The organism is Virgibacillus salinus (assembly GCF_900102415.1).
In the GTDB taxonomy this organism is placed as follows: domain Bacteria; phylum Bacillota; class Bacilli; order Bacillales; family Amphibacillaceae; genus Lentibacillus; species Lentibacillus subterraneus.
In genome coordinates, this window is sequence record NZ_FNKD01000001.1 from 1,026,784 (window position 1) to 1,048,231 (window position 21,448).

The following is a 21,448-nucleotide window of genomic DNA, read 5'->3' on the forward strand; positions in this document are numbered from 1 at the left end:
ACAAGGGGGGATTATGTCATTGCAAACACAGGAAGTTAATCTGGAGCCACTAAAGAAAAAGAGGAATAAGAAAAAAATAATTCTTATCAGTCTTGGGGTATTGTTGGCGATAGGGATTAGTCTGTTTGTTTTTGTAAATGGATACATAAATAAGTCACTTGCACAGACTGAAGGGACAATTGAGTTGCCATCATTGGAAAATGAGGTGACAGTGATAACGGATGGGGATGGTGTGCCGCATATCAAGGCGGCAAACAATCATGATCTGTTCATGGCTCAAGGATACATACAGGCCCAAAGCAGAATGTTCCAGATGGAAATGTCGCGCAGGCAGGCATCTGGGACGTTAAGTGAGATTGTTGGCGAAGCAGCTGTCGGTCATGATAAGTATTTTCGTTCACTAGGATTAAGACGGGCAGCGGAGGGGTCATATGATACCTATTCTGATGAAAGCAAGAAAGTTTTACAGTGGTTTGCCGACGGTGTGAACGCGTATATTAGACAGGCAAAAGAAGAAAATAGTTTACCTGTCGAGTTTACACTTATGGGGTCTGAACCAGCCGAATGGACACCGGTTGATTCATTGACAATAGGTAAATATATGGCGTTTGACCTTGGTGGGCATTGGGAGCGTCAAGCGTTTAACTATTATGCACTGAACAACTTTGCTGAAGAAAAGGCGTATGAGTTATTTCCGACTTACCCTGAAAATAAGCCGACAATCATAGGCGCGGATGAAGTTGATGTGGCAGCAAGTTTTGAAAATGCGATTATTCCACATGCTTTTAATGGAAGCAATAACTGGGTTGTAAGTGGCGAAAAGTCAGAGTCGGGCCAGCCGTTATTAGCGAATGATCCGCACTTAGGTCTTGCGACGCCATCGATTTGGTATCAGATGCAATTGGAGTCACCTGACGTGAGTGTGAGCGGCGTTATTTTCGCTGGTGTTCCTGGGATTATATTAGGCCATAATGAGGAAATTGCCTGGGGCGTTACGAATACTGGGCCAGATGTCCAGCAGCTTTATCTGGAAAAGAGAAATCCTGATAACCCTAATGAATTTTTGTATGAGGATAATTGGGAAGAAGCTGAAGTAATCGATGAGCCAATCAAGGTTAAAGATGGTGAAACAATAGATTACGAGGTTGTTGAGACACGTCATGGGCCGATCATTTCAGAACATGCCAATGAAAGCGCGAAGGATACAGTTATGTCCTTAAGGTGGACGGCTTTGGAAGCAACGACAGAGCTTGAAGCTATTTTGGAAATAAACCGTGCATCAAATTGGCCAGAATTTGAGAAAGGTTTGGAAAAGTTCCTGTCTCCAGCGCAAAACTTTGTGTTTGCATCAAAGGATGGGACGATTGCTTATAAAGCAAATGGAAATATTCCTATTTATGAAGATGGTGAGGATGCACAGTTACCTCTAGAAGGTTGGGAAAAAGAGAATAACTGGAAAGGGTATATTCCATTTGATGAATTGCCGACAGTAGTTAATCCTGATAAGGGATTTATTGCGACTGCAAACAATAAAATAATCGGTGACGAATATCCTTATCATATTAGCAACATGTGGGCACAACCGTATCGTTATGAGCGGATTGCTGAAGTACTTGAAACAGGTAATGATTTAACGGCTAAAGATATGCAGGCGTTGCAGATGGACCAAATGAATTTACAGGCAAGGGAGTTTGTACCAATGTTTGCAGAAACGTTAAATAGTGTGGAATTAACGGATGACGCTCAAAGGGCATTGGAACTGCTTTTGGAATGGGATTACAAGGATCATGTTGATGCAGCTCAGCCACTAATATTTCACCAATGGCTGGATGAAATTGAAGCTATTTTATATGATGGTGAAATTCCTGAAGATGTCATGGATTTATTCGGCAGCCGTGGGCAAACAACTGATGAACTTCTCCGTAAAGGTAATGATTCGATATGGGTTGAGGAGAATGGCGGAATTAAGAAAGTGCTAAGCGTGTCACTTGAAAATACAATGGACAAATTGTTAAAAGAGTATGGAAACGAAACAGCAGATTGGAAATGGGGCGACTACCATAAGGTTCAGTTTTATCATCCATTGTCAGATGTAAGTCCGGTACTGGAATTCTTTTTCAATAACGAGGATCCAATTTCTGTTGGTGGGAGCAGTGTTACTCCAATGGCTGCGAGTTATGATGCCGAAACCGGAATTGTTGATCATGGTGCATCATGGCGGTTTGTGATCGATACTAATGATATGAAAACAGGTTATCATATCGTAGGCCCGGGCCAGGCTGGACACTTTAAGAGTGACTGGTACCATAACCAAATGAACGACTGGGTCGGCGGCGGATATCATGTGACTAAGATGAATGCAGAAAAAGGAATCGAATTAACGTTGACGCCTTAAAATATGTAAAGCAAATTCGGGTAAAAATATAATTATGAAGTTTGGCGGACAGCAGGTACTTTATTTTGTAAAAAACAACTAATATGGTGGCGTATTCGGACACCAGATACCTTATTTGGCAAAATTCTTTCTATTAAGTACGATATATGTAAAATAAGTGCTTCTATGTCCGGATAACTGCTAAAAGGTCACTGTTTTGCAAGAATAGCGTCCCGTGAGTCCGCTTATAAAAGGAAACGAGCTTAGAGAAGATTTTTTCTCTAAGCTTTTTCTAAGCCATCAGTAAAACATAAGGTCGCCTCATCTTTTATTTGCTAGTCAATAAATATGCATTTTTGTGCTATTCCTGCTAAAATTAAATGTGCATTACTATTATTTAAGATAGATGAGGTATAGCATGCTATGAGTCGCATAATGGATATTTATAAAAAACTTAACAATACAGATAAAAATAGCTTAAGCGCGGGTGATATTGGTGAGCAACTCAATATAGACCGGTCCACAGCTAGTCGCTATTTAAATGACTTGGTAAAAGCGGAAAAGGTCATTAAGCTTCCTGGGAAGCCTGTGAAATACAAAATAAAAACTTCCAGCAGCAATAAAGCATCTGAAACGGACGTGATTGGCGCGGGTGACAGTCTCCAGCCGATTCTGGAAACAGGAACTGCAGCGTTTTTGTATCCTTCCAGACCACTCCCCATTCTATTGACAGGTGAAACGGGAACAGGGAAATCCTATCTAGCAGAAAAATTATCCAACATGGCGATAGAAAAGTCAACTGAGCGCAAGGAAGTACCTTTCATTGCCTTTAATTGTGCAGATTATGCGCAAAATGCTGAATTACTTGTTGGCCAAATCTTCGGTATTAAAGAAGGTGCCTTTACAGGTGCAACAGAGGATAAAAAAGGTTTAGTTGAACAGGCAGATGGTGGTATTCTTTTCCTGGATGAAATTCACCGTCTTCCGCCTTCTGGGCAGGAGATGTTGTTTTACCTAATAGATAAAGGGGTTTATCGCCGCCTGGGTGAAGCAACACAAGAAAGGACCGCCAACATCGCGCTGATTGGTGCCACAACGGAGGATTCTGAAAGCTATTTACTGCCGACGTTATTAAGGCGTTTTTCGGTTAAATTGAATGTTCCACCTTTAAGAGAAAGAACAATATCAGAACGTGAGGCACTGATTGAGCATTTCCTCGCTGAAGAAGCTGCAAAAATGAATACTAATTTATCGATTGAGGATGCATGTCGGAATGCATTCTTGACTTATGATTGTCCTGGTAATATCGGACAGCTGAAAAGTGATATTCAAATTGTTTGTGCGCGTGCCTATTTACGTTATTTAAATAAAGAAGAAGAAAATGTGCTAATAAAAATGGAGGATTTTCCTGGTAACAGCACGGCACTCGTGCATCAGGAAACGGATGAACAAAAAGCGGTTCAACTAATTGAAGCAAAAGAGTCTGACCAAAAGTCTTTTCCAAATATCTATCAACGGCTCGATAAGGGTTCGCAACAGAATGGCAGCGATAGACTTCAATCAGTTGTTTTAAATTATATACAGGATTTAACACAAAAGTATCAGCATTCGGGCTCACTGCAACAAGGGTGGAAGCAGTTGATAGAGGAAGATTTGTATCGGGCATTACAGAATGCGGCGAAACAATTGAAGGATATTATGCCAATTAATATTCATGAGAATCAGTTATACGTAATTGGCTTGCATTTACAAAATTATCGTAATCACCTTAAGAATAATGTTGATAAAGCTCCAATTCCAGAGATGATTCATCCAAATATGGCCTATCGTCAGGCAGCGAGCCAGCTTGCGGCACATTTGCAAAAAACAATTGAATTAGACTTGCCAAAATCAGAAATAGAGCTCATTGCACATTTTCTGACACCTGAGCAGAATTACAAACAGGCATCTGAACAAACCATTGCGGTTATTCTTGTCACCCATGGCAAATCAACTGCTTCCTCGATGGCGGAAGTTACGAATTATCTGCTAGGTAATAATGTAATACATGCGATTGATATGCCATTGGATATTGCTGCAGCAGACACATATGAACGAGTTAAGGAAAAAGTTATTGGGCTAAACCATATAAAAGGTGCATTATTACTAGTTGATATCGGATCGCTGATTACGATGGGCGATACGATTCAGCACGAATTGGATGTGCCGATTAAAACTCTATCAAGCGTTAATCTTCCAATGGTGCTGGAAGCTGGCAGAAAATCGCTTGTTTCTGATCAGACTTTGGATGATATCTATTACGAATCTAAAAAGGCAATGTTTACTTTTATGGAAAAAGAACAAGAGTCAGCTAATATTAAGAAAAAGCGCCTTATTGCCACGGTTTGTTTCACTGGAGAGGGTGCTGCACAGTTACTAGAGTCATGGATTGAGAATCAATTATCAACACTTGATCAGGATGTATTGATTCGGTCAGTCAGAATTGATCCGAATACGAAAGACACTTCCATCCTTAAAGACTTGAAAAGTTATTATGAAGTGATTGCTATAATCGGGACTGTTCCGGTTTCTATCGATGGTATTCCATATATTCCAGCGTGGGAACTATTGCAGCAAGAGGGTATTTCCAGAATGTTGAAACTGCTGGAAATCACCCGCCAATCAACAATCCCCAACGTGGAAAAAAATGTTTCAAGTGAAGAAATTTATGATTTGATTGTTCAAGGACTTGGAGAGATTGTTACCTATATAAACCCGAAGACAATTGCTGGAATCTTAAATGAGTTTATTCCACAGATTCGCCATTATTATGGATGGGATACGAATAGGGAACTTGGTATGTGGATGCATTTAAGTGTTTTAATTGATCGAATTATCTCGGTAAATGTAAAAGGTACTAATGAACAATATATATCTTCCATTCCATTAGACAACACAACAGCAATTACGGACAAAGAGGATAAGCTTTGGTCGCCTCTTTATAACAAAATAGAAGAAGTTTTCCAGATTGAACTAGTAAGCGAAATACGTAAGGAGCTGGTAAAGCTCTCTCACTAAATGTGTGCAATAAAAATTGCACACATTTTTTTATTGCGCTTTTTTTACTTATTGTGAAAAATAATATTATTGTTATGTCAATGTTTTGAAGAGTAAATTCGTTTGATTAGTATAAGTTGGCACAGTTTTTGCTTAATGATACATGAAAGATGTATCAAGTTTCAATTCTGTAAAAAGGTATAGGCAACAACAATTTTGGGACTATAACAAGGGGAGGGATAAAATGAAAAAGTTTCTATTTATTTATGCACTCGCATTTTCACTGATTTGGGTGGGATACGGTCTGTATTCAGTTATAACGAATCAGCCTTCCGCAAACCTTATCCTGGGAATTGGTGTCGCATTTTCATTAACTATTTTCGCAGCGTCATGGTTTTCATATTGGCTAATGGGTCACTATAAAAATGTTGATGCATTAGCTAGAAAGATTCTATCAAAAAATTAATTCAAGGAGTGGACTAAAATGAAATTAATTATCTTATGCAGCTGGGGAGCAACTTCAAGTCAATTAGCTAAAAAGGTTCAGGAAGCAGCAGAAAAAAGAGATTTGGATTTTCAAGCTTTTGCTGGAGGAACCGGTGAATTTAAACAGAAAGCAAGCGAATATGATGTTGCATTATTGGAGCCACAGGTTCGTCATCTGAAGAAAGAAGTTACAAAAGTGGCAGATGAACATAATATTCCGGTAGAACTTGTTGATCAACGTGCATTCGCATTAATGGATGGCGATAAAGTACTTGATCAAGCATTAAATTTAATGAAATAAGGGGGAGATAGAAATGAACATAGCAAAATGGCTAGAAGATCACCTTATGGAACCATTGGGAAAAATTGCCCAAAATAAATACTTGCAGGCAATTCGAGATGCATTCGTTATTTTTGCATTACCAGTTATTATTACAGGGGCGTTCTTCTTAATTATTGCCAACCCGCCATCTTCTTTGGACTGGGGAATAATTAATGCGTGGGAAAACGCAGTAGAGCCTATTCAGGCACAGCTACTATTTCCATTTAACCTGACCTTTGGACTAATGGCATTAACGGTGGCGTTTGGTGTTGGTTATAGTTTAGCGATTCGGGAAGATATGGATGCAGTTATGGCAGGTATTCTTTCGATGCTAGCTTTCTTTATGACTGCGTTTCCAGTAAAAGACATTACACAAGTACCTTTTGGTGATATTTTAAACTATCTAGGTGGACAAGGGTTATTCGTAGCAATTATATTAGGTATACTAACAACTGAAGCAATGCGGTTTCTTATTAATAAGGGTGTTGCTTTTGAAATGCCAGCAGGTGTTCCACCATATGTAATGCGAACCTTTCGAGCGCTAGTTCCATTCATGTTAATCCTTCCTTTAGTGTGGATTCTGGCATGGATTGTCTGGGCGAACTTTGGCGTTACAATCCCGCAATTAGTATTGGACGCGTTTAGTCCATTTGTTGCAGCATCAAACTCTTACTGGGCAGCCCTCGGTATGATTTTGTTAATGCTTGTTCTGTGGTCAATTGGTATTCATGGAATGAACGTCGTATCTTCTGTTGCCTATCCATTTTGGATGACGCAGCTAGCTAGCAATGCTGATGCAATTGAATCAGGAAGTGAAGCAACAGGTATTGTTACAGAGCCCTTCTTCCATATGTTTACACATATCGGTGGGTCAGGTGCAACACTGGGACTGGTTATCTTCATGGTCTTCTCAGCGTCAGCGCAAATTAAACAAGTAGGGAAGACGGCTATTATCCCGTCATTCTTTAACATTAATGAACCAGTAATTTTCGGACTTCCGATCGTTCTGAACCCGGTTCTAATAATTCCTTTTATATTAGGTCCAGTAATTATTGTTACTGTCAACTATATTTTATTTGCAACAGGTATTTTGCCACCTGTTATCGTTCAACCACCATTTACGGTGCCGATTTTCTTTGGTGGATTTATTGCTACCGGTGGTTCATGGCTGGCAGGTCTTGTTCAGATTATGAACGCAGTAATTGCGACAGTAATTTATTACCCATTCTTTAAACGATATGAAAAACAACTTGTCGAAGAAGAGCAATCAAATAACGAAGAACAGCCAGCTAACAGCTAGAGAGGAGATTGCGCTATGAATTATGAAGAAATAATGATGCAACTTATTTTACACGGTGGAAACGCCCGTGGTGCAGCTTATGAAGCCCTGAATGAAGCGGAAGAATATAAGTTTGATGATGCCGAGAAGTTACTTGAGGAAGCGGATGAAGAATTTCTTAAAGGTCATAAGTATCAAACACAGCTAATTCAAAGCGAAGATGATACTGTACCAAACTTCTTCATGATACACGCACAGGATCATGTAATGACTGCACAGGCAGAGATACAATTGATCAAGCGAATGATAAATCATTTGAAATCAACAGAGAGCCTGGAAAAGCGTATCGAAAAGCTTGAACAATAAAATCTTGTAGTATATACTGCCTAACATCACTGGTGTTGGGCAGTATTTATATTCAAAAGGAAGGATGAGATGATGAGATTCGGTACAATCGGTACAGGATGGATTACGGATGCATTTATAGATGCGTCTAAAAGTTCCGAAAATTTTAGGCATAATGCTGTTTATTCCAGGACTTCTGAAAAGGCGAATATGTTTGCTGACAAACATAATGTAAAAAACGTTTTTACAGACATCGAACAAATGGCAAAAAGCAGGGAGTTGGACTGTGTTTATATTGCATCCCCAAATTCGATGCATATTGAACATGCTATTACAGTTTTAAAGCAAAAAAAACATGTTGTATGTGAGAAGCCAATTTTTTCAAATACGGAAGAGTGGAAAAAGGCCCATCAAATAGCTGAAGAAAATAATGTTTATTTATTCGAGGCAATGCGCAATATACATTCACCTAATTTTAAAAGTTTGAAGGATAATGTTGATAAAATCGGAAATGTTCGCAGTATGTCGTTGCATCTTATTCAGTACTCTTCCCGTTATGATAAGTATTTGCAGGGAGAAAATCCAAATATCTTTACAGCGGAATTTTCTGGTGGAGCACTTGTTGATCTCGGTGTTTATCCTTTATCTGTGGCAATAGCTTTGTTTGGACAGCCTGAAAATATTTCATACTTTCCGGTTAAATTAAAGAGTGGTGTCGACGGCAATGGCACATTAGTTTTAACGTATTCTGATTTCACTTGTACGATTCTATGTTCAAAGATATCCAATTCCTTTAATTCATGTGAGATTCAAGGTGAGCAAGGGACACTAATTTTCGATGATGCTGGGGAGATAAATAACCCGCGCCTTTTTAAAACACCATCAAAAGAACGAGTAACTTTAAATTCTGTAAATCAAGACAATAACATGGTGTTTGAGATTGACCATTTTGCCAGAATTATAGAAACTGGAAATGATAAGGCATATAAGGAACTGAAAGAATTGAGTTTCAATGTACTTTCTGTAACTGAAGAAGCACGTATACAAACTGGGATTGTATTTGCTTCTGAAAAATAAAACGAGAGATTGACTGGCTATGTGAAGCCGGGACAAAAGTGATCTGGTCAAAGTAAAATCCGAACTATGATTCAAAATTCTTGAAATAGAATTAGAATAAGTTCGGATTTATTTTTCTTGCTAATTAGATATAAACTGCGACACAGTGAAAATTTTCTTTTGCACCACTCCAGTACCAATGCAACATCTGCTCAAGCTAACACTTTCGCAGTCTTACTAGCCATGGGCTCTCTCATCAGGGTTATGAGAACCCGGACGCTATTCAAATAGCGTGAAACGTGTCTTCATCGGGGTTATGAGAACGCGAACACTGTTCAAATAGTGTGAAACGTGTCTTCATCAGGGCTATGAGAACCCGAACTCTGTTTAAATAGTGAGAAACGGTCACTCATATCGAAGTTATGATTCCGGTTGAGTATTTTTCCATGTTACTTCACAGTTTATATCAACTACGCAATAGATCCAACCATTGAAAATAACCTTTCTAAAAATTCTAGCCTGTTATTATCCATCTTTAAGGTGGAAAGTTTTAGTTATGTCCCTGGCTCTTTCTTTTTTTCACTATCATTATTTAAGGTTGTTTGTCATATACTCATAAGTTGTATCTGGAATACTTATTATGTCACCTGCATATACTATTCTGTTGATATTCTGTGAGAGGATGAAGTGAATTGTGCGGGATTACTGGATTGGTGAATTGGAATATTAGCGCTTGGAACGAGCGACCTGCATTGGCAAAAATGACAGATACATTGACTTTGCGTGGCCCGGACGATACACAAGTTTGGGTGGATAAACATGCTGCGTTTGGTCACAAAAGACTTGCTGTTATTGACATTGAAGGTGGAAAACAGCCAATGCATAAGAAGAAAGATGGATTTACTTATACGCTTGTGTATAATGGTGAGTTATATAATACGGAAGAATTACGAAAAGAGTTACGAAACAGAGGTTATAATTTCTATACAACATCAGATACAGAAGTGCTGCTTACAGCTTATATTGAATGGAAAGAAAATTGTGTTGATTTCTTAAACGGAATTTATGCTTTTGGGGTGTGGGATGAGGAGAGAGAACAGTTATTTATGTCACGAGATAGACTTGGTGTTAAGCCGTTGTTTTTCTATGAAGGTTCAGGACGTTTACTTTTTGGGTCTGAACTAAAAGCAATATTGGCGCATTCAGATATGAAGACGGCAGTTGATCGTGATGGTTTGGCTGAGGTATTTGGCTTAGGTCCATCGAGAACACCAGGACATGGAATATTTAAAGGAATTGATGAATTACGGGCGGGTCATTCTTTGATTTTTTCTAAAAACGGGTTAAAAGTTTGGCGATACTGGAATGTAGAAAGCAATCCACATCATGATTCAATAGAGGAAACATCTGAAATTGTGCGGGAGTTATTTGTTGATGCTGTTCAGCGTCAGCTAGTTGCTGATGTGCCAGTCTCAACGTTTCTATCAGGCGGCTTAGATTCAAGTGCAATAACTGCTATTGCATCTGACTATTTTAAAGCAAACCACAGAGGTCAGCTTGCTACTTTTTCGGTAGATTATGAAGGTAACGATCAGTACTTTGAGTCTAGCAAATTTCAGCCTTCTAGTGATCGACCATGGATTGAAAAGATGGTTAAACACTTTTCAACCAATCATCATGATGAAGTGATGACTGGTTATGAATTAGCGAGTTTGCTAAAGGAATCGGTTGATTTACGTGACCAACCAGGAATGGCTGATATTGATTCGTCTCTGTTATGGTTTAGCAGGCGTATTAAAGAGCATACAACAGTGAGCTTATCCGGAGAATGTGCAGATGAAATTTTTGGTGGATATCCTTGGTTTCATGACCCCACAGCCTCATCAGACGATGGTTTTCCTTGGATGAGATCCCTGGATGAAAGAATAGATTTGCTTCACTCAGATTGGCAAACAAAACTAAATCTTAAAGACTATGTATATAATCGTTATAAAGAGACGATTGATGAGACACCAAGACTTGATGGGGAAAATGCGGAGGACGCAAGGCGCAGGGAACTATTTTATTTAAATATGCATTGGTTTATGGCGCAATTGCTGGATCGTAAGGATCGGATGAGTATGGGTGCCAGTCTGGAAGTTAGGGTGCCATTTGCCGATCATAAATTAGTAGAATATGTTTGGAATATACCATGGGAAATGAAGAATTTACATGGCAGGGAGAAAGGTATTTTACGAAAGGCTATGGAAGGAATCCTGCCGGACGATATATTGTATCGGAAGAAGAGCCCATATCCAAAAACATTTCAACCAGAATACACTAGACAAGTGGTTAACTGGATGAATGAAATTCTAGCAGATTCCGGTTCGCCGCTATTTGAATTTATAGATCGAAAAAAAGTAGAAGCAATTGTCATGAGTGAAGGGAAAGAATTCAGAGAGCCATGGTACGGACAATTAATGAAAGGTCCGCAGCTTATTGCACACTTGTGTCAGATTAATTATTGGTTGATTAAATATAATGTAACTGTACGGGATTAATATCATTTGAACTAAATAGTAACTTGCCAAGTCAATTCGGCTTTTGGCAAGTTTTTTTAGCAATTAAATCAATTTCATAATTAATTAAAAAATAAAGCAGTAAATACAAACTATTTGTCAATGTGCTAGGCCAGTTGATTTCCTCTGCAGGCGAGCGCTTTCACCCTCCGGGTACAAGTGCGACATCTGTTCAAGCTGAAGCTTTCACAGTGTCTTCTATGCAGCTGTGCATGGTATGAGCCTCATCATGGTCTCAAGGCTCATGCTATTCCCGCAGGAGTCGCCGCCCGCAGTGAAAATCAACAATAGTAGTACTTTGAATTCACGAAGGGTAAAACGTTAGTTCGTAAAATAGATCGGATAAATGATGAATATAAGTATTTATGAAATTGACTCAGTTAAAAAAGTGATTACTTTCTTACTGCATAAATACAACTAAGGCTATCGCCATTATAGTATTGCGAAAGCCAAATTTTCGAAGTTTTTCAATGTTTAATCTGGATAATTTTTGTCACTACTATACATCCTAACTTTATAATCACTAATTAGAGGTGGAATTGTAGGATGAATATAGCTAATGTCATGACAATTATTGGCTTTGTGGTTGTCATTCTTATTTTAATTATAGTAGTAGTGACAGGTATTTATTTATATAACGTTGATCAGACCCAAAAGCAGCACCCGGTTCTCCGTAACTATCCTTTATTGGGGAGAGCTCGGTATTTTTTTGAGAGTATAGGACCTGAGTTACGGCAGTATTTTTTCAATAATGATAATGAAGGAAAGCCCTTTTCACGTAATGATTTCCAGCACATTGTGAGAAAAGCAAAGTATAAACGTGACGTTTTTGGCTTCGGGTCACAGCGTGATTTTGAAGCAGAAGGGTATTATATACGGAATTCGATGTTTCCAAAGCTCACTAAGGAATTAAAAATGGATCAAAAAACAAAAGCAAAAACGAATCGTTACTTACTGATTAAGGAACCCATGTTTGCACAAAGAGTGGAGAAGTTAGAGGAACATGAATCTTCCGTGTATCTGCTTGATGAAAAAGATACGATTGTTATAGGTGGGCAATGTAAATATCCATTTAAAGTAAGAGGTCAAATAGGTATGTCAGCAATGAGCTATGGTTCATTAGGCGAAAGGGCAATTACTGCACTCTCTGAAGGTTTGGGTATGGCAAAAGGTACGTGGATGAATACCGGGGAAGGAGGGGTTTCGGATTACCATTTAAAAGGTGGCGTTGACCTTATCATGCAAATTGGCCCCGGTATGTTTGGTGTAAGAGACCGTGAAGGCAACTTCAATTGGGATGAGTTACTTGAGAAAAGTAAGATTCCAGAATTAAAGGCTTTTGAAGTAAAACTGGCACAAGGCGCTAAGACACGTGGTGGACATGTTGATGCTGAAAAAGTTAATGAAGAAATTGCCAGAATTCGTATGGTTGAGCCATTCAAGTCTATTGACAGTCCAAATCGATTTCCTGAATATAGTGATATGCCCTCGTTATTTAATTTCATTGATCGGATCAGAGAACATACAGGGCTCCCTGTTGGAATGAAAATTGTAATTGGAAGCCACATTGAAGCAGATGAATTAGCAAAACAAATTAGAGATACGGGAAAAGGGCCAGATTTTATAACAGTAGATGGTGGTGAGGGGGGGACGGGTACATCTTATCAAGAACTAACAGATAGTGTAGGTTTACCAATAAGATCTGCATTGCCTCTAGTTGATAACGCGTTGAAAAAATATGGCGTTCGTAATACTGTAAAAATTATTGCTGCAGGAAAGTTAATCTCACCGGACAAAGTTGCAATAGCGCTTGCTATGGGGGCGGATCTTGTGAATATTGCACGTGGCTTTATGATAACTGTTGGCTGTATTCAAACGCTACAATGTGCATCGAATATGTGTCCTGTTGGGGTGGCAACTACTGACCCTGATATGCAAAAAGCCCTAGTAATTAATGAAAAAAAACATCGTACAGCCAACTATGTAATTACAATGCGAAAGGGCCTTTTCAGGGTTGCTGCCGCATCAGGGCTAGATTCACCAGTCCATTTCAAGCGTGAACATGTTGTTTATAAAGATGAAAAAGGTAAAACCTGGTCAATGGATGATATTTACCAAACGATGATTGAAAAAGGTGGAGAAGGTTCCGCAAATGCCTAATGTCAGCCTCTATTTGTATTTCATTCTGGAAGTCAAGCTCATAGGACCGGTAAGCAAGGAAAGACCTTTAAGATTAGTATGTATATATTTTTGACTTATTTTGATAAACTACTCTAGGAGGAAGTTTAAAAGGAAAGGACTAATTATATGACAATTGATGGCAGGCATCGGAAGAATATTTATCCAGGGTTAGAGGTAGAAGTTATTTTAAAAAAAGATCAGCGGAGTGGTGTACGTACAGCTGGTGTTGTAAAGGATCTCTTGACAAATTCGAGCTATCATCCACACGGAATCAAAGTACGGCTGGAGGATGGACAGGTTGGACGTGTTTGCTCATAAATAATGGCAGGATTGGGGTTGAAGACCAATCCTGCCATTTTATTTAAACGGTTAAACCTAACTTTTTTAGTCCATTAACTATTCCATCATCTGAGACAGTGGTTGTTTTATCCTTGGCATAATGGAATAGTTCTTTAGGAGCGTTTCCCATTGCAAAACCTTCTCCAACAGCTTGAAGCATTTCTTTATCATTCATACCATCGCCAAAAGCTATCGCTTGTTCACGTGGAATATCCAGCAGGTCAAGCACCTTATCAACAGCAATTCCTTTGTTAACGTTTTTGCGAATAATATCATAGCAATGCTCGACACCAGGTACATGAACTGGAGATAAATGAATATTAGCTCCCAATTCATATAGGGCAGGCTGTGATGGGGATAAATTCATTAATGTTGCACCTAATATTTGATCTTTATGCTCCCCATTGTAGAGCTCGCTTTTTTTCATTTGAAATGTATCAATAAAATGGGTGACAAGTGGCCGTGTTAGTGTCGTGTAGTAACTCGTATCCCTTGTGTATAATACCAGTTCATGATCATTTTTTTTAGCTATATCCAAAAATTGTTCTACGGTGTTCTTATCCATTGGTTCATTTACAACTGTCTTATCACGATAGACTGCAAATGCACCGTTATACCCGATGTAGGAGTGGATATCGAGTTCTTTTGCTAAATCGTCAATTTCATGTAACGGACGACCTGTAGCGAGAAACACTTCAACACCCTGTTCTTTAACTTTCGCTATAGCATTTTTTGTGGATTCAGTATACGTGTGATCTGGTTTTAAGATAGTACCATCAATATCGAGAAATAATATCTTGTATGTCATATAGATCTCCTTGTGTATTTATTTGCAGTTAATATAGGCTTGGCAATGCAATAAGCCATATTTTCTTAATATATATCGTATTTTAACACAGGCTGTAATTATTGTGTGTAAATATGTTTAACTTCCATCATTAGGGTTAGAGTTCTTTACTATACCGTATTTCATAAAAGAAGTGTATAAATTATGGCTAATGCAATATTTAACAGGGGTAAAATTACGTAGTCATCAGAAAATAACACTGAACAGGTTAGGTCTTATTACTGTTCAAAAACCCACGAGGAGTGATCAGTTATGGCAGGTAACAATAATCGTAATGATTTGTTAGTGCCTGGTGCGGATAATGCAATGAATCGCATGAAAGAGGAAATTGCAAGTGAGTTTGGTGTTCAGACTGGTGCTGACACAACTGCACGCGAAAACGGATCAGTGGGCGGCGAAATGGTTAAACGAATGATCAAAATCGCCGAATCAAGCATGTCTGATACAAATAAGTAGCGTTTGTATTAGTGATGCGGGAAGTCATCCTAACTGTAAGTCAGTTAGGGTGGCTTTGTTTAGCCAGAAAGTATAAATCCTTTCTTACTAAGTGCAATTAAGGCAAGTGTTTTGTCGATAAGCCAAGTTTTTACCTACCGTTAAAATTTAATAAGTATACTTAGGTATACTTTTATATTTCAATTTTTTTTTGTATGGTTATAATATACACTTTTTGAGTAGGGTATAGGAATATATAACCAGATTTGAATTTACATAAACATGATTACATGGGGGGAATTAAATGAATGATCAGTTTATAATTGCGCTTGATGAGGAATGGGTTGCGTTAGTGCAGGAGGCCAAGGCAGCGGGTTTAAGAATTGAAGAAATTAGAGAGTTTTTACGGGAAGATCATGGTGAAGAATAATTTTTTTTACATTTATCGTTCTATTTAAAGAACAAGTTAAATGGAAACGAACCTGTCATTAGTGGGTTCGTTTTGTTTTGTGAAATAAAGGAAACTAGCCCTGGTATAAAAGTATTTAAAAGTAATCTGAATTTTTTTAAATCAATTTGCAGGACTTTTTTAGTATAATAAAGAAATATTAATGTATAAGTATTAATATGTTTTAGGAGGTAGTACTTTAAATAAATAATTGAAAGGAGCATGAGAGTATGGAGTTTGGAATACTATCGTTATTGCCCCCAGTTATTGCGATTTTGCTGGCGTTAGTAACCCGGAACGTTATACCTGCGTTATTTGCTGGTGTCTGGCTGGGTGCAACGATGATGCATGATTGGAATCCACTAATGGGATTGTATGCAAGTTTTGGTGATTTTATCATACCAAACGTGGGGAGCGAATGGAGTGCAACAGTTTTAATTTATTGTGGACTATTTGGGGTGTTAATTGCATTCCTGCAAAAAACAGGAGGTGCTAACGCTATAGCACATGCAATCTCTAAAAAGGTTAAAACGCCAAGGGGTGCACAAAGTTCAACTTTCTTATTCGGTATTATTATTTTCTTTGAAGACTATTTTAACGCACTTACGGTTGGAAGTGTTATGCGCTCGGTAACGGATAAAATGCGTGTATCAAGAGAAAAACTTGCATATATTGTTGATTCTACCTCTGCACCAATGTGTCTATTAGCACCTGTATCGACATGGGTTGTTTTTGTTATGGGGCTTATTGGTGCACAGTTTGTGGAGCTTGGTATGACAGGATCAGAGTATATGACATATATTTTCACGATACCGTTTAACTTTTATTCAATCCTGGCATTGGCTCTTGTTGCAATTATTGTCTTTATGAAATGGGATTACGGTCCTATGGCTAAAGCTGAATATCGTGCACGTACAACTGGAGAAGTCATTCGTAAGGGTGCCGAGCCACCATCAGATGATCAAATGAAAGATGTTGAAATTGCTGAAGGTCATACACCTAAAATGCGAAATATGATTGTTCCAATTGTAGTGCTTATTGGTCTCATTCCACCACTATTTTTATGGACAGGTGGGTTTCCAGAAAAAGATTTTGTTGCGGCAGTTGGTGAAGCTGACGGTGGGAAATCAATATTAATTGCTGCCTTTTCAGCTGGAATAGTTGCTCTTGTTATGGGCATGCAGCAAAAGCTGTTTTCATTTAAAGAAGCTATGTCTATTTATGTAAGTGGTTTTAGGAGTATGATGCTCGTATATATTATTCTAACATTGGCATGGTCGATTGGAAGTGTAACATCTGAACTGGGAACAGCAGCATATATTGTTGACTTTGCGGAACAGACAGCTTCGCCAGCGATAATCCCGGTATTACTGTTCATTATTGGTGCAATTGTTGCTTTTACAACAGGCACTTCGTATGGAACATTTGCTATCATGGTTCCAATAGCAATGCCGATTGCTGATTCAATGGACATATCAATGTACCTGGCAATTGCTGCAGTACTTAGTGGCGGAATCTTTGGTGATCATTGTTCGCCGATTTCCGATACTACTATCTTGTCTTCAGCAGGGTCTGCAAGTGACCATATTGATCACGTAAATACCCAGATCCCATATGCGATAACAGCAGGAATTTCTGGTATAGTCTCATTCCTGGTTGCGGGTATATCAGGTTCTGCAGTTCTCTCTATTATTATAGGTGTTATCACGCTAGTTATATTGGCCTTCATTTTAAACAGGGTATGGGGGCAGAGAATACCGAATGAATCGAATTTAGCTGCTTAAAAATGAATGCTCTTTTCGTAAGTTTTTAATTTTCGCAATTGATATTAACTGCAAGTGAAAAGATACTTGAGTGTGCTATTGGACCGCTTCGGAAATAGAATAGCGCGCACCTTAGAGCGGCTGGCAAGCTTCCTCGTGCTAAGCAGTGCGGGATCTCGCCGAAGCCTTTCATACTGCATAAGTGCAATTTTGCAATCACCAAAATGATTGGTAAATGCCAGGTTCTCTAAGAATATAGTCATAATGAAAGCAAAAAGAGTAACTGTTTATGTTGACAGTTACTCTTTTTTAGTTTTGGAACACTCACTACGGTGCTGGGCAGGCATTTCGCTTTTGTTTACAATGATTTATCATCTACTGAATCCAACCAATTTTTAATTGAGTCAACAATCGATTCAACGGTTCCTTCTTCAAATGGTGAGCGGAGATTAGCGGCTTCGACAAGACCCAGGAACGATTTTGTTCCACCTAATTTACATAAGTTTAGATAGTCGCTCCAGGCATTATCGTTTTCATCTAGTGATCGTTTCCAGAATTGAAATGCGCACATTTGAGCCAAAGTGTAGTCGATATAATAAAATGGGGCTTCGTAAATATGACCTTGACGCTGCCAGAAACTCCCTGCTTCCAAATAAGCATTGCCATCATAGTCGCGATGGGGCAGGTAAATTTCTTCAAGTTTTCTCCATGCTTGCTTACGTTCATCTGGAGTCCAATCTGGGTTCTCATAAACTAAATGCTGAAATTCATCAACTGCAACACCATATGGGAGGAACTGTAAACCTTCTGATAAGTGAACGTACTTATATTTTTCAGTATCTTCCTTAAAAAATAGCTCCATCCATGGCCATGTGAAGAATTCCATACTCATCGAATGAATTTCTGCTGATTCATATGTCGGCATTAAGTACTCTGGAATTCCTATGTTACGACTGGAATAAAATTGAAATGCATGTCCTGCTTCATGTGTTAAAACATCGACATCACCTGAGGTACCGTTAAAGTTCGCGAAAATGAATGGTGATTGATAATCTTCGATGAATGTACAGTACCCACCAGCCTCTTTGCCTTTTTTTGCTTCAAGATCCATAAGGTTTCGATTAAGCATATATTGGAAGAATTCTTTCGTTTCCTGTGAAAGTTCTTCGTACATCTTTTTCCCGTTTTCAATAATCCATTCGGGTGTCCCTTTTGGTGTTGCATTTCCTGTTTGGAATCTAAAGTTTTCATCATAAAACTTGAGTGAATTAAGACCAATTCTCTCTGCTTGTTTTTCGTAAAGTTTAGTAGCTAGGGGAACGATTGATTCGCGGACTTGTTTTCGAAAAATATTAACCATATCAGCGTTGTAATCGATACGCAGCATTCTTACGTAACCAAGCTCGACGAAATTTTTGTAACCTAATGTTGTTGCGATTTTATGCCGTGTTTTAACAAGCTGGTCGTATATGTCATCAAATTCCTTTGCATGCCCGGCAAAGAAACCTGCACTTGCTTCAACAGCTTCTTTTCGAATTAATCGGTCCTTACTTTCGGTAAAAGGTGAAAGCTGTGCCAATGTGTATGTCTCTCCCTGAAACTCAACCTCGGCCGAAGCGACCAGTTTTGAGTACTGGGATGATAACCTGTTTTCTTTTTGTAGCAGTTTAATAACTTCAGGTGAAAAAGACTTGATTTGGTAGTCAGCAATTTGAAATAACTGCTTGCCCCATTTTTTCTCCAGTTCATCACGAAAAGATGATTTTACCAGTTCTTTGTAAAATAACGTGTCCAGCTCTTGTATTTCTGGTTCGATCTCGTCGAAAAAATCCCGTTCTTTCTGATAGTAATCATCATTTGTATCAATCGAAGCACGAATATAAACTAGGTTAGAAAGTGTTGACAACCGGTTGCGGAATTCATTTATTTTCGTGATAGCTTCATTCTGCTGATCAATTGATTCTGCTTTTATGAAATTTTCTATTAGTGCGTTGAACGTCTTCTTTTCCTGCTGCATGTCAGGTCGTTCATATGTATAACTTTCAAAAGACAGCATGGTATACCTCCTTGTTATAATTATCGTATTCGACATTTTTCGGCGAAATCCTTTTTTAGCAGTTAAGAAATTATAAATACTTTCTTACTGCTAAGTGTACTTTAACATTCCGCTGCTAAGGCTTGCACTCCAAAGTATATGGGGTTCCAGGAAAGTAAAATACGCTTTCATATGGATCGCTTTAAAGAATATCAAATCTTTTAAAGAAGGTAAAAGTTATCTGTGAATATGTGATATACTATCTTTCTAAAATGATTCGGAGGTTTTTTGCATGAAGCCAAAATTTGAACTAACAAAAGAGAAGAAAGCAGGAATTGTGAAGTCAATCAAAAGATATTTTTCGGAGGAGCGTGATGAAGAAATAGGAGACCTTGCTGCAATGTTAATGTTGGAATTTTTTATGGAAGAGATTGGTCCAGTATTTTATAATTTGGGTGTTGAAGACAGTCATGCATATGTTGATGAGAAATTGGATGATCTCTTTGGGATTATGAAATGAATATAATTCTGAAAAATATGATAACTTAATTGACTTAATGAAAGTTCCTAGATAGACTGAATTATAATAGCAGAATAATGATGAGGTGATATTATGTTTGTTACCACTGTGATTATTGCACTTGTACTAACAGTTGCACTGATGATTTTAAACATTATCCTGAGTAAGGTATCATCCCAAGACAGGTATATCATATATATGCCAGGGGTTGTGTTGTTCGCAACAGGATTACTCTTATTCATGATTGCAACTATGGCTGGAAAAATTGAAATTACTGGGTTAGGTCTTGGAGGATGGGGGATAGCATGTTTGTTCGCTTCAGCAATTCAATTTACTGTTACATCAATAGTTGACACAAGCACGCATTCCTGAGTACAGCATCAAAGCAATAATAAAATCGGCTTTGGGATAACTTAACATCCCAAAGCCGATTTTTCACTTCATTGGCTGAACGATACAGCGGAATCCGCGATTTCTTTAGGAACCGTGATATTATCGTGCTCGTTAAATTCGCTTATAGTATATTTAGCATTATGATACGTTTCAACTTCCCCTATTTCTCCTGAGGTTGTTGATTCGTATTCTAATGTGTAGCCCACCATATAAAATGAGTCTTTATCGATTTTTATTTCATATGTTCCACTGACATTCATATTATCATAATGTTCTTTTAAAATGCCTTCCTGCGCTGCAATCCCAGCACCCAATACGGTCGTTTTATATTCCTCATCTGTACCTGTGAATGTTAAAATAAACTGGTTACCATTGTCGGTTACTTCAAATGCATTACTAAAATTGACGTATTCAGTTAATTGGTCAGCCTGCAACGTGGTAAACAGATTTCCATAGTCTGAACTAGCAGGCATCTTCATCCATTGATCTTGATCTGGTGAATTTACATACATTCCGTCTGTTACTTTGTAGAGTTCGACAACTCCACCGGAATTCGTATTACTAGTTGTCGATGCTTTCATATACATATTGGATTGGTCAGCTAAGCTAAGCTCCATTGTCAGTTCAGTTGTTGCTTTTTCACTTTGCCCATTAATAGTACTGTCATCTGTAAATTCTCCTTTTACTAGATAACTGGACACCTCCTGCATTGCTTCTGCTGATTTTTGAAAAATCTTCTTGGCATCAGAACCAATAAGATTACCGCTTTCGCTTGATTCCTCAGCTTCTTCAGGTTCCTCTTCTTTTGTACTTTCTTCAGTGTTCTCATCACTTGTATCTGATGTTTCTTCATTTGTTGGTTCTTCTTCTGCGACAGCATCTTTTTCCGTTTCATCTTGATCGGCATTTTCGGTGCCGCATGCGGCAAGTGCCAACACACTAATTAGAAATAATAAAGCAATTAATTTCCTCATAAGCCACCTCTTTTAGGGTTATTATCAAACATTAGCATACGAAACAAGCTGTTGTAA

Annotated in this window: 18 protein-coding genes; 15 read left to right on the forward strand and 3 right to left on the reverse strand. The window is 38.3% G+C overall.

Features of this window, described 5'->3' with window-relative positions; all coding sequences use genetic code 11:
* Positions 1 to 13: 13 nt before the first annotated feature.
* The 10 genes from BLS02_RS04845 (at position 14) to BLS02_RS04890 (ending at position 13,955) form a co-directional block, all read left to right on the forward strand.
* Positions 14 to 2,395: a penicillin acylase family protein gene (locus BLS02_RS04845; protein WP_092491822.1), complete on the forward strand. Its 2,382-nt coding sequence runs from the start codon at positions 14 to 16 to the stop codon at positions 2,393 to 2,395.
* Between the two features lie 402 nt (positions 2,396 to 2,797).
* Positions 2,798 to 5,431: a sigma 54-interacting transcriptional regulator gene (locus tag BLS02_RS04850; protein ID WP_092491823.1), complete on the forward strand. Its 2,634-nt coding sequence runs from the start codon at positions 2,798 to 2,800 to the stop codon at positions 5,429 to 5,431.
* A gap of 223 nt (positions 5,432 to 5,654) precedes the next feature.
* A complete protein-coding gene (locus tag BLS02_RS04855) occupies positions 5,655 to 5,876 on the forward strand; it encodes a hypothetical protein (protein WP_092491824.1) in 222 nt (73 codons plus the stop codon).
* An 18-nt stretch (positions 5,877 to 5,894) separates the two neighbouring features.
* Positions 5,895 to 6,197: a PTS sugar transporter subunit IIB gene (locus BLS02_RS04860; protein WP_092491825.1), complete on the forward strand. Its 303-nt coding sequence runs from the start codon at positions 5,895 to 5,897 to the stop codon at positions 6,195 to 6,197.
* Between the two features lie 13 nt (positions 6,198 to 6,210).
* The gene (locus BLS02_RS04865; RefSeq protein WP_092491826.1) at positions 6,211 to 7,518 is read left to right on the forward strand and encodes a PTS sugar transporter subunit IIC; all 1,308 of its coding nucleotides are present in this window, start codon (positions 6,211 to 6,213) and stop codon (positions 7,516 to 7,518) included.
* A 15-nt stretch (positions 7,519 to 7,533) separates the two neighbouring features.
* A complete protein-coding gene (locus BLS02_RS04870; RefSeq protein ID WP_092491827.1) occupies positions 7,534 to 7,863 on the forward strand; it encodes a PTS lactose/cellobiose transporter subunit IIA in 330 nt (109 codons plus the stop codon).
* 69 nt (positions 7,864 to 7,932) lie between these two features.
* A complete protein-coding gene (locus BLS02_RS04875; protein WP_368073004.1) occupies positions 7,933 to 8,919 on the forward strand; it encodes a Gfo/Idh/MocA family protein in 987 nt (328 codons plus the stop codon).
* 671 nt (positions 8,920 to 9,590) lie between these two features.
* Complete coding sequence (gene asnB / locus BLS02_RS04880) at positions 9,591 to 11,438, forward strand: asparagine synthase (glutamine-hydrolyzing) (protein ID WP_092491829.1); 1,848 nt, start codon at positions 9,591 to 9,593, stop codon at positions 11,436 to 11,438.
* Between the two features lie 564 nt (positions 11,439 to 12,002).
* Entirely contained in the window at positions 12,003 to 13,616 is a 1,614-nt protein-coding gene (locus BLS02_RS04885) for an FMN-binding glutamate synthase family protein (protein ID WP_092491830.1), read from the forward strand.
* Between the two features lie 147 nt (positions 13,617 to 13,763).
* Positions 13,764 to 13,955 carry a YwbE family protein gene (locus BLS02_RS04890; protein ID WP_092491831.1) on the forward strand — a complete coding sequence of 64 codons (192 nt, stop codon included), beginning with the start codon at positions 13,764 to 13,766 and terminating at the stop codon, positions 13,953 to 13,955.
* A 43-nt stretch (positions 13,956 to 13,998) separates the two neighbouring features.
* On the opposite strand, the gene BLS02_RS04895 is transcribed toward BLS02_RS04890, so the two are convergent.
* The gene (locus BLS02_RS04895) at positions 13,999 to 14,784 is read right to left on the reverse strand and encodes an HAD family hydrolase (protein ID WP_092491832.1); all 786 of its coding nucleotides are present in this window, start codon (positions 14,782 to 14,784) and stop codon (positions 13,999 to 14,001) included.
* 291 nt (positions 14,785 to 15,075) lie between these two features.
* On the opposite strand from BLS02_RS04895, the gene BLS02_RS04900 reads away from it, so the two are divergent.
* The 3 genes from BLS02_RS04900 to BLS02_RS04910 all read left to right on the forward strand — a co-directional run bounded on the left by BLS02_RS04900 (position 15,076) and on the right by BLS02_RS04910 (position 17,490).
* Complete coding sequence (locus BLS02_RS04900) at positions 15,076 to 15,279, forward strand: alpha/beta-type small acid-soluble spore protein (RefSeq protein ID WP_092491833.1); 204 nt, start codon at positions 15,076 to 15,078, stop codon at positions 15,277 to 15,279.
* 283 nt (positions 15,280 to 15,562) lie between these two features.
* Positions 15,563 to 15,688: an anti-repressor SinI family protein gene (locus tag BLS02_RS04905; RefSeq protein ID WP_092491834.1), complete on the forward strand. Its 126-nt coding sequence runs from the start codon at positions 15,563 to 15,565 to the stop codon at positions 15,686 to 15,688.
* A 248-nt stretch (positions 15,689 to 15,936) separates the two neighbouring features.
* Positions 15,937 to 17,490: a Na+/H+ antiporter NhaC family protein gene (locus tag BLS02_RS04910; RefSeq protein WP_092491835.1), complete on the forward strand. Its 1,554-nt coding sequence runs from the start codon at positions 15,937 to 15,939 to the stop codon at positions 17,488 to 17,490.
* Between the two features lie 337 nt (positions 17,491 to 17,827).
* Here the strand turns inward: BLS02_RS04910 and BLS02_RS04915 are convergent, their stop codons facing one another.
* Positions 17,828 to 19,525 carry a M3 family oligoendopeptidase gene (locus BLS02_RS04915; RefSeq protein ID WP_092491836.1) on the reverse strand — a complete coding sequence of 566 codons (1,698 nt, stop codon included), beginning with the start codon at positions 19,523 to 19,525 and terminating at the stop codon, positions 17,828 to 17,830.
* 271 nt (positions 19,526 to 19,796) lie between these two features.
* Here BLS02_RS04915 and BLS02_RS04920 point away from each other — a divergent pair, with 271 nt between their 5' ends.
* Both BLS02_RS04920 and BLS02_RS04925 read left to right on the forward strand, forming a co-directional pair.
* Complete coding sequence (locus BLS02_RS04920; RefSeq protein ID WP_092491837.1) at positions 19,797 to 20,024, forward strand: DUF2164 domain-containing protein; 228 nt, start codon at positions 19,797 to 19,799, stop codon at positions 20,022 to 20,024.
* 93 nt (positions 20,025 to 20,117) lie between these two features.
* Complete coding sequence (locus BLS02_RS04925) at positions 20,118 to 20,396, forward strand: hypothetical protein (RefSeq protein ID WP_092491838.1); 279 nt, start codon at positions 20,118 to 20,120, stop codon at positions 20,394 to 20,396.
* A gap of 68 nt (positions 20,397 to 20,464) precedes the next feature.
* Here the strand turns inward: BLS02_RS04925 and BLS02_RS04930 are convergent, their stop codons facing one another.
* Positions 20,465 to 21,391, reverse strand: coding sequence for a DUF6612 family protein (locus BLS02_RS04930; protein WP_092491839.1), 927 nt, complete (start codon positions 21,389 to 21,391; stop codon positions 20,465 to 20,467).
* Positions 21,392 to 21,448: the final 57 nt, after the last annotated feature.

Excerpts from the sequence above, each read along its gene's own strand:
- BLS02_RS04845 (WP_092491822.1), top strand. The coding sequence starts at position 14 with ATGTCATTGCAAACACAGGAAGTTAATCTGGAGCCACTAAAGAAAAAG.
- BLS02_RS04850 (WP_092491823.1), top strand. The coding sequence starts at position 2,798 with ATGAGTCGCATAATGGATATTTATAAAAAACTTAACAATACAGATAAA.
- BLS02_RS04855 (WP_092491824.1), top strand. The coding sequence starts at position 5,655 with ATGAAAAAGTTTCTATTTATTTATGCACTCGCATTTTCACTGATTTGG.
- BLS02_RS04860 (WP_092491825.1), top strand. The coding sequence starts at position 5,895 with ATGAAATTAATTATCTTATGCAGCTGGGGAGCAACTTCAAGTCAATTA.
- BLS02_RS04865 (WP_092491826.1), top strand. The coding sequence starts at position 6,211 with ATGAACATAGCAAAATGGCTAGAAGATCACCTTATGGAACCATTGGGA.
- BLS02_RS04870 (WP_092491827.1), top strand. The coding sequence starts at position 7,534 with ATGAATTATGAAGAAATAATGATGCAACTTATTTTACACGGTGGAAAC.
- BLS02_RS04875 (WP_368073004.1), top strand. The coding sequence starts at position 7,933 with ATGATGAGATTCGGTACAATCGGTACAGGATGGATTACGGATGCATTT.
- BLS02_RS04885 (WP_092491830.1), top strand. The coding sequence starts at position 12,003 with ATGAATATAGCTAATGTCATGACAATTATTGGCTTTGTGGTTGTCATT.
- BLS02_RS04890 (WP_092491831.1), top strand. The coding sequence starts at position 13,764 with ATGACAATTGATGGCAGGCATCGGAAGAATATTTATCCAGGGTTAGAG.
- BLS02_RS04895 (WP_092491832.1), bottom strand. The coding sequence starts at position 14,784 with ATGACATACAAGATATTATTTCTCGATATTGATGGTACTATCTTAAAA.
- BLS02_RS04900 (WP_092491833.1), top strand. The coding sequence starts at position 15,076 with ATGGCAGGTAACAATAATCGTAATGATTTGTTAGTGCCTGGTGCGGAT.
- BLS02_RS04905 (WP_092491834.1), top strand. The coding sequence starts at position 15,563 with ATGAATGATCAGTTTATAATTGCGCTTGATGAGGAATGGGTTGCGTTA.
- BLS02_RS04910 (WP_092491835.1), top strand. The coding sequence starts at position 15,937 with ATGGAGTTTGGAATACTATCGTTATTGCCCCCAGTTATTGCGATTTTG.
- BLS02_RS04915 (WP_092491836.1), bottom strand. The coding sequence starts at position 19,525 with ATGCTGTCTTTTGAAAGTTATACATATGAACGACCTGACATGCAGCAG.
- BLS02_RS04920 (WP_092491837.1), top strand. The coding sequence starts at position 19,797 with ATGAAGCCAAAATTTGAACTAACAAAAGAGAAGAAAGCAGGAATTGTG.
- BLS02_RS04925 (WP_092491838.1), top strand. The coding sequence starts at position 20,118 with ATGTTTGTTACCACTGTGATTATTGCACTTGTACTAACAGTTGCACTG.
- BLS02_RS04930 (WP_092491839.1), bottom strand. The coding sequence starts at position 21,391 with ATGAGGAAATTAATTGCTTTATTATTTCTAATTAGTGTGTTGGCACTT.